13 protein-coding genes are annotated in these 17850 nt (G+C 73.3%); 10 read left to right on the forward strand and 3 right to left on the reverse strand.

What is annotated here, in order from left to right; all coding sequences use genetic code 11:
* Window positions 1-268 precede the first annotated feature (268 nt).
* Entirely contained in the window at window positions 269-2233 is a 1965-nt protein-coding gene (locus tag RNC47_RS25385; protein ID WP_311601904.1) for an ABC transporter family substrate-binding protein, read from the reverse strand.
* A gap of 266 nt (window positions 2234-2499) precedes the next feature.
* Here RNC47_RS25385 and RNC47_RS25390 point away from each other — a divergent pair, with 266 nt between their 5' ends.
* The 5 genes from RNC47_RS25390 to RNC47_RS25410 all read left to right on the forward strand — a co-directional run bounded on the left by RNC47_RS25390 (window position 2500) and on the right by RNC47_RS25410 (window position 9536).
* Window positions 2500-2808, forward strand: a complete 309-nt coding sequence (locus RNC47_RS25390; RefSeq protein ID WP_311601905.1) for a hypothetical protein — start codon at window positions 2500-2502, stop codon at window positions 2806-2808.
* Between the two features lie 26 nt (window positions 2809-2834).
* Window positions 2835-3656, forward strand: a complete 822-nt coding sequence (locus RNC47_RS25395; RefSeq protein WP_311601906.1) for a hypothetical protein — start codon at window positions 2835-2837, stop codon at window positions 3654-3656.
* 32 nt (window positions 3657-3688) lie between these two features.
* On the forward strand, window positions 3689-5584 hold the full coding sequence (locus RNC47_RS25400) for a fumarate reductase/succinate dehydrogenase flavoprotein subunit (RefSeq protein ID WP_311601907.1): 1896 nt from the start codon (window positions 3689-3691) through the stop codon (window positions 5582-5584).
* Window positions 5581-6345 (forward strand): succinate dehydrogenase/fumarate reductase iron-sulfur subunit, encoded by a 765-nt coding sequence (locus RNC47_RS25405; protein ID WP_311601908.1) that lies wholly within the window; start codon window positions 5581-5583, stop codon window positions 6343-6345. The genes RNC47_RS25400 and RNC47_RS25405 overlap by 4 nt, the downstream gene beginning before the upstream one ends.
* Window positions 6346-6539: 194 nt before the next feature.
* Entirely contained in the window at window positions 6540-9536 is a 2997-nt protein-coding gene (locus tag RNC47_RS25410) for a bifunctional [glutamine synthetase] adenylyltransferase/[glutamine synthetase]-adenylyl-L-tyrosine phosphorylase (protein ID WP_311601909.1), read from the forward strand.
* Here RNC47_RS25410 and RNC47_RS25415 read toward each other — a convergent pair.
* Window positions 9524-10414 carry a phosphatase PAP2 family protein gene (locus RNC47_RS25415; protein WP_311601910.1) on the reverse strand — a complete coding sequence of 297 codons (891 nt, stop codon included), beginning with the start codon at window positions 10412-10414 and terminating at the stop codon, window positions 9524-9526. The genes RNC47_RS25410 and RNC47_RS25415 overlap by 13 nt on opposite strands.
* A 158-nt stretch (window positions 10415-10572) precedes the next feature.
* A complete protein-coding gene (locus RNC47_RS25420) occupies window positions 10573-11586 on the reverse strand; it encodes a LacI family DNA-binding transcriptional regulator (protein ID WP_311601911.1) in 1014 nt (337 codons plus the stop codon).
* A 273-nt stretch (window positions 11587-11859) separates the two neighbouring features.
* On the opposite strand from RNC47_RS25420, the gene RNC47_RS25425 reads away from it, so the two are divergent.
* From RNC47_RS25425 to RNC47_RS25445, 5 genes are read left to right on the forward strand one after another with little or no spacing between them, the layout of a single operon-like run.
* Complete coding sequence (locus RNC47_RS25425) at window positions 11860-13116, forward strand: extracellular solute-binding protein (RefSeq protein ID WP_311601912.1); 1257 nt, start codon at window positions 11860-11862, stop codon at window positions 13114-13116.
* Between the two features lie 25 nt (window positions 13117-13141).
* Window positions 13142-14173: a carbohydrate ABC transporter permease gene (locus RNC47_RS25430; RefSeq protein ID WP_394814872.1), complete on the forward strand. Its 1032-nt coding sequence runs from the start codon at window positions 13142-13144 to the stop codon at window positions 14171-14173.
* 2 nt (window positions 14174-14175) lie between these two features.
* Window positions 14176-15063 (forward strand): sugar ABC transporter permease, encoded by an 888-nt coding sequence (locus RNC47_RS25435; protein ID WP_311601913.1) that lies wholly within the window; start codon window positions 14176-14178, stop codon window positions 15061-15063.
* Window positions 15064-15114: 51 nt separating this feature from the next.
* Window positions 15115-16782, forward strand: a complete 1668-nt coding sequence (locus RNC47_RS25440; RefSeq protein ID WP_311601914.1) for a glycoside hydrolase family 13 protein — start codon at window positions 15115-15117, stop codon at window positions 16780-16782.
* Complete coding sequence (locus tag RNC47_RS25445; protein ID WP_394814874.1) at window positions 16767-17795, forward strand: LacI family DNA-binding transcriptional regulator; 1029 nt, start codon at window positions 16767-16769, stop codon at window positions 17793-17795. Before RNC47_RS25440 ends, RNC47_RS25445 begins: the two co-directional genes overlap by 16 nt.
* The last annotated feature ends 55 nt before the right edge of the window (window positions 17796-17850 follow it).

A 17850-nucleotide genomic window follows, 5' to 3' on the forward strand; every position in this document is an offset into this window, starting at 1 on the left:
GTCACGCGATGCACGGCCCGCCAGGGCCGTGGGCCCGCGGCGGCTGCGCCGCCGGGCCACGCGGCCCGTGCCGCGCGAGGCCACCCGCCAAAGGGCGGGTGGGTGGGCGCGGCACGGCCGCAGGCCGACACGGCCGCCAGGCCAGCACGGCCGCCAGGCCAGCACGGCCGCCAGGCCAGCACGGCCGCAGGCCCAACCTCGGCGGCTACGCCGCCTGGTCGGGCCGGCGGCCGGCGGCCAAGGCCAAGCGCGCAGCGACGCCGCCGGCCTACGTCGAGCGCGTAGCGGACCGGTAGCCGATGTCCTGGTAGCGCGGCGTCGCCAGACCGTACGCTCCGGCGCCCGACAGGGTGTCCCGGGCCGCGACGAGTTGGGGGCGCTGGTAGAGCGGGATGGAGCCGGCCGCGGCCCAGATGTGGGCGTCGGCCTTGTTGAGGAGTTCCTCCTGCTCCTCCTCGTCCAGTTCGCCGGCCGCCTGGTCGAGGAGTTGGTCGATGTAGTCGGTCCCGACCCGCGTGTAGTTCTGCTCGACCGTGAGCTCGCCGCCGGGCGCCGGGCGCGGCTTGGCGAACAGCGGGCGGGCGTCCGTCGCCGGGTAGGCGGTGGCCGGCCAGGAGTAGAGGGTGAGGTCGAAGTCGCCCGGCTGGATGTGGTCGGCGAAGAAGGCGTCCGCCGCGACCGTCTCGTAGTCGACGCGGATCCCGACGGTGGCGAGCATTCCGCCGATCCGGCCGGCCACGTCCCGCAGCTGTTCGGCGCCTGGGCCGTCCGGCAGGACGAACCTCAGGCGCAGCTCGGCGCCGTCCCTGGTCCGCACCGGCATGGCCGCGCGGTCCGCGAGTTCCTCGGCCTCGGCCGCCGCCTCGGCCGCGTCGTCCTCGGTGGCGTCGGCCGGCTCGTCGAGGCCCTGGGCCCGCTGCGCGCCCGCCGCCTGCCGCAGCAGCGCGGCGCGCTGCTCGGCCGCCGGCCAGCCGGCGCCGAGCGGGGCCGCCACGGCCGCGCCCGGTTTGCCGTCCTCGGCCGCCGGTCCCGCCGGCTGCTGCCAGCCGGCCTCGTCGAGCAGTTCGGCGGCCGACTCGGCGCCGCTCTCGCCGAGCGCGTCGCTGTTGTCGCGGTAGCCGTCCTGGCCGAGCATCCGCAGGTGGCTGCCGAGCGGCTTGACGGGCAGGCCGGCCGGGGTGTGCACGTCCTCGGCGAGTTCGGCGCGGTCGACGGCGCGCGCGATGGCCCAGCGGACCCGCTCGTCGGCCAGCGGCCCCGAGGTGCCGTTGAGGGCGAGCTGGGTGTAGGCGGCGTCGTAGGCGCGGTGCACGGCGAGGCCGTTCATGCCCTCGCCGTCGTCGGTGCCCTCGGACGCCGGCTTGTCGTCGGCGGCCGGTGGGCCGCCGTGCGCCGGGGCCAGGCCCTCGGCGTCGGCGGGGGCGATCTCGGCGACGTCGAGGGTGCCGGCGGCCAGCGCGGCGCGCCGTTCGCCGTGCTCCACGGCGACCAGTTCGAGGCTGTCGAGCAGGGCCGGGTCGCCCCACCACCTGTCGTTGCGCTCCAGGGTGATGGTGGCGGCCTTCTCGTCCACCTTGGCGAGCGTGAACGGTCCGCCGGAGACGGGGAGTTCGGTGCGGCTGTCCTCGTTGAACCGCTTGGCGTCCGTGGTCAGTGAGCGGGGGTAGAGCGGGGAGAACAGGGCGCGCCAGTCGGCGTAGGGCTGGGCGAAGACAACCTCGACCTGGCCGGGTTCCGGGCCCTTCCGCACGTTCTCGACGCGCTCGTAGCCGGCGTTGCGGGCCGGGCGGAAGTCCTCGTTCTCGCCGCGCAGCGCCTGCCACTGGGCGACGAAGTCCGCCACGCCGATCTTCTCGCCGTCGCTCCAGGTGGCGTCGGGGTTGAGGGTGTAGACGACGGTCTGCTTGGGCTCGCGTTCGGTGATCTCGGCGGAGCTCAGGTAGTCGGTGTTGAGTTGCGGCCGGCCGGTGGCGTCGACGGTGAACAGCATCGGCAGGACGGCGCCGGCGACCTGGTCGGTGACCCGGTCGGCGTCGGGCTGGAAGGTGTTGAGCGTGGCCGGCAGGGCGTCGACGGCCCAGCGGACCGTGCCGCCCGACTCCAGCTCGGCGCGGCCGACGCTCGGCACCGACTGGGCGCCCATGGCGGCGGCCTGGTCCTCGTCGCCTTCGCCGCCGCACCCGGCCAGCAGGAGGGGCGCCACCAGCGCGCTGACGGCCGCGAGCGCCGCCACGGCCGTCCCTCGCGCCCGTCTCCCCCGTCTCGTCGACCCTCCTGACATGCCCTACCTCCGGCTCACCGGTGCGCTGATCACATGTATGCGCGCCACTGAGGCCACTGAAAGGGGAGAGGCGCCGGCCGAGCGGCGCGACACGGCGTCCGCCGGGCCCAGGCCACCCGATGGGAGCAGCCGGGTCACGACGCCCTCTTCCCAACCGGGTGTGTCTCGCGTCACACTCGCATCGGCCGGTGATGCCCCACCGATGGAGGTGGCAAGCGATGTCACTGCACGAGGAGTTATCCGCCGCGCACCGCTGCGTGGAGGATCTGACCCAGCGGGTGCTGCGCCTGGAGCGCGCCCTGGGCCCCGGGATCGAGACCCGCCGGCTGCGCGGGGACGCCGACCGGCTGCGCGAGAGCCTGGCGCTGCTCGCCGCCGCGGCCGCCGCCCGACCCGCCGAGGCGCCCGTGCCCCCCGACCTCGTCCAGGTGCCCGACACGCCCTACGACGACCGGCTGTGGGTGGACGCCGACGACGAGGGCCTGGGCACGCGACGCGGCCCCGCGCCCGGCACGCCCGCCACCTGACGAGCCCCCACCTCCCGGGAGGACCCGTGGCCAGCACCGAATCCACGACCGACAGGTCCGGACCGGCCGGCCAGGCCGGGCGGGCCGCGATCGCCCAGCGGCATCTGCGGGTCGACCGCTGGTGGCTGGGACCCACCGTCACCGTCGCCGCGCTGCTGGCGTTCGTCGGCTACGCGACCTGGCGGGCGTTCGCGAACGCCGACTACTACGCGGCGCCCTACGTGTCGCCGTTCTACTCGCCCTGCCTCGCCGAGAACTGCGCGGAGATGCGCGGCGGCCCCAACTGGGCGCTGTTCGGCGACTGGTGGGGCCTGTCCCCCGCGCTGATCTTCCTCGCCCTGCCGCTCGGCTTCCGGCTCACCTGCTACTACTACCGCAAGGCCTACTACCGCGGCTTCTGGGGCTCGCCGCCCGCCTGCGCCGTGGCCGAGCCGCACCGCCGCTACACGGGCGAGACGCGGTTCCCGCTGATCGTCAACAACGCGCACCGGTACTTCTTCTACGCCTCCGCCGCCATCGCGGTCGTCCTCACCTACGACACGGTGCTCGCCTTCCGCGACGAGCACTACGAGTGGGGGCACATGGGGCTCGGCACGGTGCTCGCGGTCGTCAACATCACGCTGGTGTGGGGCTACACGATCTCCTGCCACTCCTGCCGGCACATCATCGGCGGCCGGTTGAAGACGTTCTCCGCGCACCCGGTCCGCTACCGCCTGTGGACCCTGGTCAGCCGGCTCAACGGCCGCCACATGGCGCTGGCCTGGGCCTCGTTGACGAGCCTGGCGGTCACCGACCTCTACGTGTACCTGCTGGCCGTCGACGCGTTCTCCGACCCCAGGCTGTTCTAGCCACGACCGAGCGAAGGAGCCGAGGAGCCCAAGTGAGCACTGTGGAGCGACAGTCGTGGGACGTCGTGGTCGTCGGCGCGGGCGGGGCCGGCCTGCGGGCGGCCATCGAGGCGCGCGAACAGGGCCTGCGCACCGTCGTGGTGTGCAAGTCGCTGTTCGGCAAGGCGCACACCGTGATGGCCGAGGGCGGCATCGCGGCCAGCATGGGCAACGTCAACGAGGGCGACGGCTGGCAGGTCCACTTCCGCGACACGATGCGCGGCGGCAAGTTCCTCAACCACTGGCGGATGGCCGAGCTGCACGCCAGGGAAGCCCCGGACCGCGTCTGGGAGTTGGAGACCTGGGGCGCGCTCTTCGACCGCACCGCCGACGGCCGCATCTCGCAGCGCAACTTCGGCGGCCACGAGTACCCGCGGCTCGCGCACGTCGGCGACCGCACCGGTCTGGAACTGATCCGCACCCTCCAGCAGCGCGTGGTCGCCCTCCAGCAGCGGGACTTCGGGGAGACCGGCGACTACGAGTCCGGGCTCCGGGTGCTCCAGGAGTGCACCGTCACCCGCGTCCTCACCCGGGACGGCGCGGTGGCCGGCGTGTTCGGCTACGAGCGCGAGACCGGGCGGTTCTTCGTCCTCGACGCGCCGGCCGTGGTGCTGGCCACCGGCGGGATCGGCAAGTCGTTCAAGGTGACCTCCAACTCCTGGGAGTACACCGGGGACGGGCACGCGCTGGCGCTGCTCGCCGGGGCGCCGCTGGTCAACATGGAGTTCGTGCAGTTCCACCCGACCGGGATGGTCTGGCCGCCGTCCGTGAAGGGGATCCTGGTCACCGAGTCGGTGCGCGGCGACGGCGGCGTGCTGCGCAACAGCGAGAACCGCCGCTTCATGTTCGACTACGTCCCCGAGGTGTTCAAGGCGCAGTACGCGCAGGACGAGGCCGAGGCGGACCGCTGGTACGCCGACCCCGACCACAACCGCAGGCCGCCCGAGCTGCTGCCGCGCGACGAGGTGGCGCGGGCCATCAACGCCGAGGTCAAGGCCGGCCGCGGCTCGCCGCACGGCGGGGTCTTCCTCGACGTGTCGAGCCGGCTCACCGCCGACGAGATCACCCGCCGGCTCCCGTCCATGCACCACCAGTTCAAGCAGCTGGCCGACGTGGACATCACCCGCGAGCCGATGGAGGTCGGGCCGACCTGCCACTACGTGATGGGCGGCGTCGACGTGGACCCGGACACCGCGGCCGCCACCGGCGTGCCGGGGCTCTTCGCCGCCGGCGAGGTCGCCGGCGGCATGCACGGCTCCAACCGGCTCGGCGGCAACTCGCTCTCCGACCTGCTGGTCTTCGGCCGCCGCGCCGGACTGCACGCGGCGCGCCACGCGGCGGGCCTGCCGGCCGGCGGACGGCCGGTGGCCGACGAGGCGGCGGTGGCCGCGGCGGCGGCCGAGGCGGTGCGGCCCTTCGACCCGCCGGCCGGCGCCGCGCCGGAGAACCCGTACGCCATCCACCAGGAACTCCAGCAGACGATGAACGACCTGGTGGGCATCATCCGCCGGGAGTCCGAGATGGCCCAGGCGCTGGAACGCCTCACCGAGCTACGGCGGCGCGCCGAACGGGTCGGCGTCGAGGGACACCGGCAGTACAACCCCGGCTGGCACCTGGCTCTCGACCTGCGGAACATGCTGCTGGTCAGCGAGTGCGTGGCGCTCGCCGCCCGCGAGCGCACCGAGTCCCGGGGCGGCCACACCCGCGACGACCACCCGACCATGGACCGGTCGTGGCGGCGGATCAACCTGCTGTGCGCGCTGGGCGACGACGGCCGGGCCGCGCTGACGCGGCGCGAACTGCCGCCGATGCGGCCCGATCTGCTCGACCTCTTCGAGAAGGAAGAGCTTGCCAAGTACCTGACGGACGAGGAGCTGACGGGCCGATGAGCGAGGTACGGCTGCGGGTGTGGCGGGGCGACGCCGAGTCCGGCGCCCTGGAGGACTTCACGGTCGAGGCCCACGAGGGCGAGGTGGTCCTCGACGTCGTCCACCGGCTCCAGGCGACGCAGGCGCCCGACCTCGCGGTGCGGTGGAACTGCAAGGCCGGCAAGTGCGGCTCGTGCAGCGCGGAGATCGACGGCCGGCCACGGCTGATGTGCATGACGCGGATGTCGACGTTCGAGCCGGGCCGGCCGATCACCATCACCCCGCTGCGGACCTTCCCCGTCGTGCGCGACCTGGTCACGGACGTCGGCTTCAACTACGCCAAGGCCCGCGAGATCCCGTCCTTCGTGCCGCCGGAGGGCCTCGGCCCCGGCGAGTACCGGATGCGGCAGGAGGACGTGGCGCGGTCGCAGGAGTTCCGCAAGTGCATCGAGTGCTTCCTGTGCCAGGACGTGTGCCACGTGGTGCGGGACCACGAGGAGAACAAGCCGGCCTTCGCCGGGCCGCGCTTCCTGATGCGGATGGCCGAGCTCGACATGCACCCGCTGGACGAGGCCGACCGCACCGGCCTCGACCGGGCGCGGGCGGTGCAGGAGGAGCACGGACTCGGCTACTGCAACATCACGAAGTGCTGCACGGAGGTGTGCCCCGAGTCGATCCGGATCACGGACAACGCGCTGATCCCGATGAAGGAACGGGCCGCCGACCGCAAGTACGACCCGCTGGTCTGGCTGGGCGCGACGATCCGCCGCCGCCGCGCGTAGCGCGTGAATAGGCTGCCCACCGCACGCGTAGCGGGGAAAACCGGCGCGAAGCGCCCGGGTGCCCGGCGGCGCAGCCGCCGAGCGTGGCGGCACAACCTCGCGCACCGCGCGAGAACGTGGGGGGAGGAACCCCGCCGCGGCGGAAGCGTACGCTCAAGGCTGCAGCGAGTCAGACACCGCAGAGGGGACGAACCGTGCCGGTCGAGGGGCGACGCGACAGTCGTTTCGGGCAACTGCTGCGTCGGGGTTTCACCGACCCCCGTACCGCCGAGCAGCTGCTCGACAGCCCCCCGCTGCGCCCCGTCGCCACCGACGGCCCGTTGTTGGACGCGCTCGGCGCCACCGCCGACCCCGATCTCGCGCTCCGCTCGCTGGCCCGCCTCGTCGAGTCGCTGCCCGCCGGCGAGCGCGCGCCGCTGCTCGACACGCTGCTCGCCGCCAAGCCGCTGCGCGACCGGCTGCTCGGCGTGCTCGGCGCCTCCGAGGGGCTTGGCGACCGGCTGGCCAGGCATCCGGACGAGTGGCAGGCGCTGGTCGCCTTCGAGACCGCCGACCTGCACCCCGGCACCGCCGAGTTCGAGACCGCGCTGGCTCCCGCGACCGACCCCGACACGCTGCGGGTCCGCTACTACCGGGCGCTGCTCACCATCGCCGCCCGCGACATCACCGGCACCACCGGTTTCGCCGAGACCGCCGCCGAGCTGGCCGACCTGGCCACCGCCACGCTGCGCGCCGCGCTGGCCATGGCGCAGCGCGAGGCGCCGGCCGACGCCGCCGCCTGCCGGCTGGCCGTCATCGGCATGGGCAAGTGCGGCGGCCGCGAGCTCAACTACGTCTCGGACGTCGACGTGATCTTCGTCGCCGAGCCCACCGAGGGCACCGAGGAGGGCCCGGCGTTGCAGGCCGCGACCCGGCTCGCCGCCCGCATGATGCGGATCTGCTCCGACACCACGGCCGAGGGCACGATCTGGCAGGTCGACGCCAATCTCCGGCCCGAGGGTCGCAACGGCCCGCTCGTCCGCACCCTCGAAAGCCACCTCGCGTACTACCGCAGGTGGGCCAAGACCTGGGAGTTCCAGGCGCTGCTCAAGGCCCGGCCGATCGCCGGCGATCCCGACCTCGGCGCCGAGTACCAGGCCGCCGTCGCGCCCCTGGTGTGGCGGGCCGCCGAGCGCGAGAACTTCGTGCCCGACGTGCAGCGGATGCGGCGCCGGGTCGAGGAGTCGATCCCGGCCGCGCACGCGGAGCGGGAGCTGAAGCTGGGCCCCGGCGGGCTGCGCGACGTCGAGTTCGCCGTCCAACTGCTCCAGCTCGTGCACGGCCGCACCGACGCCGAGCTGCGGCACGCCACCACGCTCGACGCGCTGGCCGCCCTGGCCGCCGGCGGCTACGTCGGCCGGCAGGACGCCGCCTCGCTGGACGCCTCGTACCGCTTCCTGCGCACCGTCGAGCACCGGCTCCAACTGCACCGGCTGCGCCGCACCCACCTGATGCCGGACGACGAGGTGGAGCTGCGCCGGCTCGGCCGCTCCCTCGGGTTCCTGGGCGAGCCGGTCGAGGAGCTGACGGCGGCGTGGCGCCGGCACACCGCCGCCGTCCGCCGGCTGCACGAGAAGCTGTTCTACCGTCCGCTGCTGGAGGCCGTCGCCCGGCTCGGCGGTGAGGGGCAGGTGCGGCTCGGTCAGGCGGCCGCCCGGGAGCGGCTCGAAGCCCTGGGGTACGGGGATCCGGCCGCCGCGCTGCGTCATCTCACGGCGCTGGCCTCGGGCGTGAGCCGCAAGGCAGCGATCCAGCGGACGCTGCTGCCGGTGCTGCTCGACCGGTTCGCCGACTCGGCCGACCCCGACGCGGGGCTCCTCAACTTCCGCAAGGTGTCCGACGCGCTCGGCAGCAGCCCCTGGTACCTGCGGCTGCTGCGGGACGAGGGCGCGGCGGCCGAGAACCTGGCCCGGGTGCTGTCCGCCGGCCGCTTCGCGCCCGACCTGCTGCTGCGGGCCCCGGAGGCCGTCGCGCTGCTCGGCGACCCGGCGGGCCTTCGCCCCCGCGAACGATCCGCGCTCACCCAGGAGACGCTGGCCGCGGTCCGCCGGGCCGACTCGCCCGAGCAGGCCGTCGCCGCGGCGCGCGGCATCCGCCGCCGCGAGCTGTTCCGCACCGCGGCCGCCGACATCATCGACGCCTTCCCGCCCGAGGGCGGCCCGGCGGTCGAGGACCCGGGCGCGGTGCTCGACCGGGTCGGCGACGCCGTCACCGACATCAACGCCGTCGCCATCGCCGCCGCGCTGCGCGCGGCCACCTCGGCCGCCACGGCGGACGGCGCCGAGCCGCCCACCAGGATCGCCGTCATCGGCATGGGCCGGTTCGGCGGCCACGAGCTCGCCTACGGCTCGGACGCCGACGTGATCCTGGTCCACGAGCCGCGCGAGGGCGCCGACGAACAGCAGGCCGCCAAGGCCGCGTTCACCATCGCCAACGAGATGATCCGGCTGCTGCAACTGCCGAACATCGACCCGCCGCTGCTGATCGACGCCACGCTCCGCCCGGAGGGCCGCAACGGCCCGCTGGTCCGCTCCCTCGCCAGCTACGCCGCCTACTACCGCCGCTGGTCGCTGGTCTGGGAGAGCCAGGCGCTGCTGCGGGCCGAGCCGGTGGCCGGCGACGCCGACCTGGGCGCCCGCTTCGTCGAGCTCGTCGACCCGCTGCGCTACCCGGCCGACGGGCTCGGCGACGAGCCGGTGCGCGAGATCCGCCGGCTCAAGGCCCGGATGGAGTCGGAGCGGCTGCCGCGCGGCGCCGACCCCACCACCCACACCAAGCTCGGCCGGGGCGGCCTGTCCGACGTCGAGTGGACGGTCCAGCTGCTGCAACTGCGGCACGGCGCCGCGGTGCCGGCGTTGCGCACCACGAGGACGAGGGCCGCGCTGGCGGCCGCCCGGGCCGCCGGCCTGCTGTCCGAGGAGGACGCGGCGGTGCTCGACGAGGCGTGGGTGCTGGCGTCCCGGGTGCGGAACGCGGTGCTGCTGGTGCGCGGCCGGCCGCTCGACTCGTTCCCCAGCGACTCGCGCGAGACGGCGGCGGTGGCCCGCTACCTGGGCTACGAGCCGGGCGAGGCGGGCCGGATGCTGGACGACTACCGGCGCACCACGCGGCGCGCCAGGGGCGTTGTCGAGCGGCTGTTCTACGAGGGGTGAGCCGCGGGCTCGTCGGGGGCCGCGGGCTCCGCGGGCACGCGGCGCGGCAGCCGGTAGCACCAACGGCCGTACCAGAGCCGGGAGACCAGGTAGCCGAAGGCCAGGCACAGCATGCCGCCGACCGCGTCGAGCCAGAAGTGGTTGGCGGTGGCCACGATCACCAGCAGCGTGAAGGCCGGGTACAGCACGCCGAGGATCCGCAGCCACAGCGGCCTGGCGAGCACGGCGAGGGTGAGGCCGCACCACAGCGACCAGCCGATGTGCATCGAGGGCATCGCCGCGTACTGGTTGGACACCTCGGCCATGGCGGTGCCCTCGGTGGACAGCGAGCCCCAGGTCTGGTGGACGGCCGCCGTGTCGATGAAGCCCATGCCCTCCATCAGCCGGGGCGGCGCCAGCGGGAAGAAGTAGTAGCCGACCAGCGCCACGCCCGTGGTGGCGAACAACACCAGGCGGGTGGCGCCGTAACGCCCGGGATGGCTGCGGAAGAGCCAGGCGAGCACAGCCAGGGTCACCACGAAGTGGAGCGTGGCGTAGTAGTAGTTCAGGGCGACGATCAGCCAGGTCACGCCCGCCAGGGCGTGGTTGACCGCGAGCTCGAAGTCGAGGCCGAGGTGCCCCTGGAGGTCCCAGATCCAGCGGGCGTGCCGCTGTGCCGCGTCCACCTGGGTGGGGGCGGCGTTGCGGATGACGGAGTAGATCCCGTAGCTGACGGCGATCAGGAGCAGCTCGAACCAGAGCCTGGGGCGGTGCGGGACGCGCAGCCGGGTCAGGTGTCTCGGGCGCGCGGCCGGATCCACTGCCGACCGGTCGGTCACGGGCTTGGCCGCTTCCACTTGCTCTTGCTCTTCTTTCACCGTGACGCCGCTTGCCCCCATGGGCACACAGTCTGCCAGAGCGCCCCCGGCCCACCGATCATCCCATGGTGTGGTCTTCGCCCCGCCGGCTCGTCCCACGGATGTAGCCATCCCCTAGGGCGGTCGCCGCGCGGGTGCGCCGTCCGGCTCGCGACCCGCGGCGTCCCGCCGGAGGCTCCCTACGGCGCCGCCGCGGTCGACCCCCGGACCACCAGCTCCGGCAGGAAGACGAACTCGCTGGGTGGGGCGGGGGTGCCGCCGATCTCCTCCAGGAGGGCGCGGACGGCGGCCTGGCCCATGGCCGGGACCGGCTGGCGGATCGTCGTCAGCGGCGGGTCGGTGAAGGCGATCAGCGGCGAGTCGTCGAAGCCGATGACCGAGCAGCCCTCGGGGACCGGGAGTCCCCGCTGCCGCGCCGCGCGGATCGCGCCGAGCGCCATCATGTCGCTGGCGCAGATCACCGCCGTGCAGCCACGGTCGAGCAGCGCGCCGGCCGCCGCCTGGCCGCCCTCCAGGGTGAACAGCGAGTGCTCCACGAGCCGTCCCGCCTCCTCGGCCGACACGTCCAACTCCCCGCGCATCGCCTGGAGATAGCCCTCGATCTTCCGCCGCACCGGCACGAAGCGCGCCGGGCCGAGCGCGAGGCCGATCCGCCGGTGGCCGAGCGACGCCAGGTGCGTGACGGCCAGCCGCATCGCCGCCCGGTCGTCGGGTGACACGAAGGGCGCCCGCACCTTCGGTGAGAAGCCGTTGATGAGCACGAACGGCACCCCGTGCCCGCGCAGCCGCTCGTAGCGCGCCATGTCGGCGCTGGTGTCGGCGTGCAGCCCCGAGATGAAGATGATGCCGGAGACCCCGCGCTCCACGAGCATCTCCGTGAGCTCGTCCTCCGTCGATCCGCCGGGCGTCTGGGTCGCGAGGACCGGCGTGTACCCCTGCCGGGTGAGCGCCTGGCAGATGACCTGCGCGAACGCCGGGAAGATGGGGTTCTCAAGCTCCGGGGTGATGAGCCCGACCAGGCCCTCGCTCCGCTTCTGCAGCCGCGCCGGCCGCTCGTACCCCAGGAGGTCGAGTGCGGTCAGCACGGATTCGCGGGTGGCCGAGGCGACACCGGGCTTGCCGTTGAGGACCCGGCTGACCGTCGCTTCGCTGACCCCCGCCTGGGCTGCGATGTCGGCAAGCCGTGCGGTCACAGCTCCGGACTGTACCCGCAGCGGCGAGCGGTGCCCACCGCGAGCCCTCGGACCGCGTCGCGCCGCGCGCCGTCCGGTTGACGCGCCATCGGCCCGCGCCCGGGTGAGCCGGCGCCAGGCGGCCGCGCCAGAACTCTTGCAGAAAGTTGCCGCAAGCTCTTTCCAAAGCATTGCCTCACTGTTACGTTCCTGCCAGCCCGGCGCCGCAGTGGCGCGACGCAGCGGGGCGGTTCGCCCCGCCCCGAACAGGGCGTAACGCTTGAAGGAGTTCACATGCGGCGCAGCATAGGGACGACAGCCGTGGTGGCGGCACTGGCTCTTGCCGCAACGGCTTGCGGCAGTGACGACGGCGACTCCGGTGGGGACGACGGCGCGGGCGGCGAGTTGACCGGCACCGTCACCTTCTGGGACACCTCCAACGAGACCGAGGCCGAGGTCTTCCAGGCGGTCGCCGAGGACTTCGAGACGCAGAACCCGGGCGTCACCGTCGAGTACGTCAACATCGGCTTCGACGACGCGCAGAACCGGTTCAAGAACGCGGCCGGCGCCAACGAGGCGCCCGACGTGATGCGCACCGAGGTCGCCTGGGTGGCCGACTTCGCCAGCCTCGGCTACCTGTACCCGCTCGACGACACCGCCGCCGTCGAGGACCAGGACGACTTCCTCGACGAGGCGTGGGCCAGCACCCAGTACGAGGGCCAGACCTACGCCGTCCCCCAGGTGACCGACACCCTCGCGCTCTTCTACAACCGGAGCCTGCTGGAGGAGGCCGGCGTCGAGGTGCCCGAGTCGCTCGACGACATCGAGGCCTCGCTGCCCGCCTTCGAGGAGCAGGGCGTCACCCCGCTCTACGTGCGCGGCGACGACGCCTACTGGTTCCTGCCGTTCCTCTACGGCGAGGGCGGCGACCTGGTGGACGACGAGGCGCAGCGCGTCACCATCGACGACGAGGCCGGCACCGCCGCCTTCGCCCGGATGAACGAGCTGATCGAGTCCGGCGCCGGCATCACCGACACCAGCGACGGCTGGGAGAACATGATGTCCGGCTTCGCCGAGGGCGAGATCGCCATGATGATCAACGGCCCGTGGGCCATCGCCGACGCCACCGCGGCCCTCGGCGATGACCTCGGCGTCGCCCCCGTCCCGGCCGGCGGCCAGGCGCAGGGCGCCCCGCTCGGCGGCTGGAACTACGGGGTGTACGCCGGCACCCCGGACGCCGAGGCCTCCTTCGAGTTCGTCCGCTACATGAGCTCGGCCGCCGTCCAGCAGCGGATCACCGAGGAGCTGAGCCTGCTCCCCACCCGCGAGTCGGTCTACGCCGAACAGTCCGTCGTGGACAACGAGATGGTGCAGTTCTTCAAGCCCGCCGTGGACGTGGCGCACGAGCGCCCCTGGATCCCGCAGGCCCAGTCGCTCTTCGAGCCGCTGCAGATCTCCATCGAGGCCATGCTCACCGGCTCCGCGTCGCCCGAGGAGGCGGCCGCCGACACCGGCGACGCCTATCGCGACCTGCTCGAAGACTGGCAGTGAGACGTGCGCGGGGAGGGCCGACACCATGGCTGCTGACACCGTGAAAGCGCCGGGCGCCGCCCCGGCCCCCGAGGCCGCGGGCGCCGGGCGCGCCCGCGGCCCCCGCCGCGGCCGGGGCGCGGACCGCGCCCCCGGGCCGCTGCGGCGGCGGCTCGCCACCTACTGGTACGCCTGGGCCATGATCGCCCCGGTGGTCGCCGTGATCGGGGTGATCATCGGCTGGCCGCTGGTCCGCGGCGTCTACCTGTCGCTCACCGACGCCGACGAGGCCAACGTCGAGCGCACCATCGGCGTCAACACCATCGAGGCGACCTACGAGTTCGTCGGCCTGGAGAACTACACCCGGATCCTCCAGGACGGCGACTTCTGGGACCGGCTCGGCTGGACCGTCGTGTGGACCGTGGCCTGCGTCGGCGTCACGTTCCTCATCGGCCTCGGCCTGGCCGTGATGCTCAACCGCTCCTTCCGCGGCCGCACCCTCTACCGGATGGCGCTCATCCTGCCCTGGGCCATCCCCGCGTTCGTCTCCGTCTTCGCGTGGCGGATGCTCTACAACGAGCGCAACGGCATCCTCAACAGCCTGTTGGACAAGGCCGGGATCGAGGGCATCAGCTGGCTCTCCGACCCGACCTGGGCCAAGGTCGCCGTCATCGCCGTCAACGTCTGGCTCGGCGTGCCCTTCATGCTGATCGCCATGCTCGGCGCCCTCCAGTCCATCCCCGCCGAGCAGTACGAGGCGGCCGAGATGGACGGCGCGGGACCCTGGCAGCGGTTCACCAACATCACGCTGCCCGGCGTCCGTTCCGTCTCCATGACCGTGGTCCTGCTGAGCACCATCTGGACCTTCAACATGTTCCCGGTGATCTTCCTGCTGACCCGTGGCGGTCCGGCCGGATCCACCGACATCCTGGTGACCGAGGCCTACCGGCTCGCCTTCGTCTCCAGCCCGCGCGACTTCGCCAACTCGGCCGCCTGGGGCGTGCTCATCCTGCTGCTCCTGGTGCTGTTCGCGATCGGCTACCGCAGGGCCCTCCGCAGGCAGGGAGAGGTGTGGTGACCATGACCGCCCCCGACATCACGACCCGCGTACCCGAGAACCCGCGGCGCGGCGGGCCAAGGAGGCGCGGCGAGCGCTCCCGGCTCGCCTCGGTCGGGCTCCACCTGACGCTGCTCGGCGCCGCGTTGATCGCGGTCTTCCCGCCGTTCTGGCTGCTGGTCACCTCCTTCAAGCCGAAGAGCGACACCTTCACGCTCTCGCTCCTCTCCGGCTTCACGCTCGACAACTACGACCACGTCGTCAACGACACCGAGTTCCTCACCTGGTTCGGCAACTCGGTGCTGATCGTGCTCGTCACCACCGTCATCGGCGTGCTCATCTCCGCCACCACCGGCTACGCGCTCAGCCGCTTCCGCTTCCCGGGCATGCGCCCGCTGATGTGGACCCTGCTGATCACCCAGATGTTCCCCATGGCGGTGCTGATCGTGCCGCTCTACAACCTGATGTCGCGCTACGGCCTGCTCAACCAGCCCGTCGCGCTCGTCGTCACCTACCTGACCATCGCGGTGCCGTTCTGCGCCTGGATGATGAAGGGCTTCTTCGACACCATCCCGGTCTCCATCGACGAGTCGGGGCGGGTCGACGGCCTGTCGCCGTTCGGCACCTTCTGGCGGCTCGTCATGCCGCTGGCCAGGCCCGGGTTGGCCGTCACCGGCTTCTACACCTTCGTCACCGCCTGGGCCGAGGTCGCCTACGCCACCGCCTTCATGACCGGCGAGGAGAACCTGACCCTCGCCGGCGGCCTGCAGACCTTCGTCAACCAGCACACCCAGGACTGGCACCTGATGACCGCGGCCGCCGTGCTCATCGCCGTGCCCGCCACGCTCGTCTTCGGCTACGCGCAGCGCCACCTGCAGTCCGGCCTCACCGCCGGCGCGACGAAGTCCTGACCCGGCACCGTCGAGACCGTCCTGACCGGTCCCCAACCACACAGGGATGACATGACACAGCACCTCGCCGACCGCACCGAGCCGACCAGCCCCGGCGCCCCGAGCCGGCCCGACTGGTGGCGTGACGCTGTCATCTACCAGGTCTACCCGCGTTCCTTCGCCGACGGCGACGGGGACGGCATGGGCGACCTGCCCGGGATCCGCAGCCGACTGCCCTACCTCGCCGAACTCGGCGTGGACGCCGTGTGGCTCAGCCCGTTCTACGCCTCGCCGCAGGCCGACGCGGGCTACGACGTCGCCGACTACCGCGCCATCGACCCCATGTTCGGCAACCTGCACGACGCCGACGCCCTCATCCGCGACGCCCACGACCTCGGCCTGCGGATCATCGTCGACCTGGTGCCCAACCACTCCTCCGACCAGCACGAGTGGTTCCAGCGGGCGCTCCGCCAGGGCCCCGGCTCCCCGCTGCGCGACCGCTACCACTTCCGCCCCGGCAAGGGCCCGACCGGTGAACTGCCGCCCAACGACTGGGAGTCCATCTTCGGCGGCCCCGCCTGGACCCGCACCAGGAACCCGGACGGCACCCCGGGCGAGTGGTACCTCCACCTCTTCGCGCCAGAACAGCCCGACCTCAACTGGGACAACCCGGCCGTCCACGACGAGTTCCGCTCCGTGCTGCGCTTCTGGCTCGACATGGGCGTCGACGGCTTCCGCGTCGACGTCGCGCACGGCCTCATCAAGGCCGCCGGGCTGCCCGACATGGGCCACCCGGGCCAGCTCAAGCTGCTCGGCACCGACGTGCTGCCGTTCTTCGACCAGGACGGCGTCCACGAGATCTACCGCTCCTGGCGCAAGATCCTCGAGGAGTACCCGCACCAGCGGATCGCCGTCGCCGAGGCCTGGACCCCCAACGCCGACCGCACCGCGCTCTACGTCCGCCCGGACGAGCTGCACCAGGCGTTCAACTTCCACTACCTGACCACCCCGTGGGACGCCACCGAGCTGCGCCGGGTCATCGACAGCTCGCTCGACTCCATGCGGCCCGTCGGCGCCCCCACCACCTGGGTGCTCTCCAACCACGACGTCGTCAGGCACCGCACCCGGCTCGGCGGCAGCCTGGAGCGCGCCAGGGCCGCCACCCTGCTGATGCTGGCGCTGCCCGGCTCCGCCTACCTCTACCAGGGCGAGGAGCTCGGCCTGCCCGAGGTCCTCGACCTGCCGGACGAGGCGCGCCAGGACCCGGCGTTCTTCCGGCGCGGCCACCACGACGACGCGGCCGGCGACGGCCAGGACGGCCTGCGGGACGGCTGCCGGGTGCCGATCCCGTGGACCGCCCAGGGCAGCTCCTACGGCTTCGGCGACGGCGGCAGCTGGCTGCCGCAGCCGGCGTCCTGGGGCAAGCTGTCGGTCGCCGAGCAGACCGGCGACCCCGCCGCCACCCTGGAGCTGTACCGGGCGGCGCTCGCCATCCGGCGCGAGCAGCCGGCGCTCGGCGCGGGCGACCGTGTCGAGTGGCTGCCCACCCCGCCGGGCGTGCTGGCCTTCCGGCGGGAGGGAGGAACGGGGCCCGCGGTGGTCTGCGCCGTCAACACCACGGGCGAGCCGGTCGAGTTGCCGGAGATCCTGACCCCGGGCGGAAGCCTGCTGCTGGCCAGCGGCCCCGGCCACGAGGGAGGCACCCTGGCGGCCGACACCACCGTCTGGTGGCGGGAGTGACGGAACCGGGCCCGGACGCCAGGACCGCCCGGCTCGCCGACATCGCCCAGCAGGCCGGGGTCAGCGAGGCCACGGTCAGCCGGGTGCTCAACGGCAAGTCGGGCGTGGCGGCGGCCACCCGGCAGCGGGTGCTCGCCGCCCTCGACGTCCTCGGCTACGAACGCCCGCTGCGGCTGCGGCAACGCAGCGCCGGACTCATCGGGTTGGTCATCCCCGAGCTGACCAACCCGATCTTCCCGGCCTTCGCCCAGGTCATAGAGCAGGCGCTCGCCGGCCACGGCTACACCCCGGTGCTCTGCACCCAGTCACCGGGCGGCGCCACCGAGGACGAGCTCGTCGACCAGCTCGTCGAACGCGGCGTCACCGGCATAGTGTTCCTGTCCGGGCTGCACGCCGACACCACGGCCGACCCGGCGCGCTACGCCAGGCTCACCGGGCGCGGCGTGCCGTTCGTGCTGATCAACGGCTTCAACGAGCGCGTCAACGCGCCGTTCGTCTCCCCGGACGACGGCGCGGCCGCCCGGATCGCGGTGCGCCACCTGCGGGCCCTGGGGCACGAGCGGATAGGGCTCGCCGTGGGCCCACAGCGCTTCGTGCCCGTCCAGCGCAAGGTCGCCGGCTTCGCCGCCGAGCTCGACGGGCGCGGCGTCGTCCGGCACACCCTGTACAGCGTCGAGGGCGGCCAGGCCGCCACCGCCGCGCTGCTCGACGCCGGCTGCACCGGGATCGTCTGCGGCAGCGACATGATGGCGCTCGGCGCGATCCGCGCGGTGCGGCAGCGCGGCCTCGACGTGCCGACCGACGTCTCCGTGGTCGGCTACGACGACTCGGACCTGTTCGCCTTCACCGACCCGCCGCTGACCACGCTCCGGCAGCCGGTGCGGGCCATGGCGAGCGCCGCCGTCGACACCCTCCTGGAGGAGATCGGCGGCAACCTCGTGCAGCGCACCGAGTTCGTCTTCCAACCCGAGCTGGTCGTCCGCGGCTCGACCGCGGCGGCGCGGGCCGGCTAGGCCCAGGCACCCGCGAGGCCCGCCGGCCAGGCGGTCACATCCCCCGGTCGGCCGG

Source organism: Streptomyces millisiae, from assembly GCF_031845425.1.
Classification (GTDB): Bacteria; Actinomycetota; Actinomycetes; order Streptomycetales; family Streptomycetaceae; genus Streptomyces; species Streptomyces millisiae.

Excerpts from the sequence above, each read along its gene's own strand:
- RNC47_RS25425 (WP_311601912.1), top strand. The coding sequence starts at position 11,860 with ATGCGGCGCAGCATAGGGACGACAGCCGTGGTGGCGGCACTGGCTCTT.
- RNC47_RS25415 (WP_311601910.1), bottom strand. The coding sequence starts at position 10,414 with ATGGGGGCAAGCGGCGTCACGGTGAAAGAAGAGCAAGAGCAAGTGGAA.
- RNC47_RS25440 (WP_311601914.1), top strand. The coding sequence starts at position 15,115 with ATGACACAGCACCTCGCCGACCGCACCGAGCCGACCAGCCCCGGCGCC.
- RNC47_RS25405 (WP_311601908.1), top strand. The coding sequence starts at position 5,581 with ATGAGCGAGGTACGGCTGCGGGTGTGGCGGGGCGACGCCGAGTCCGGC.
- RNC47_RS25430 (WP_394814872.1), top strand. The coding sequence starts at position 13,142 with ATGGCTGCTGACACCGTGAAAGCGCCGGGCGCCGCCCCGGCCCCCGAG.
- RNC47_RS25435 (WP_311601913.1), top strand. The coding sequence starts at position 14,176 with ATGACCGCCCCCGACATCACGACCCGCGTACCCGAGAACCCGCGGCGC.
- RNC47_RS25390 (WP_311601905.1), top strand. The coding sequence starts at position 2,500 with ATGTCACTGCACGAGGAGTTATCCGCCGCGCACCGCTGCGTGGAGGAT.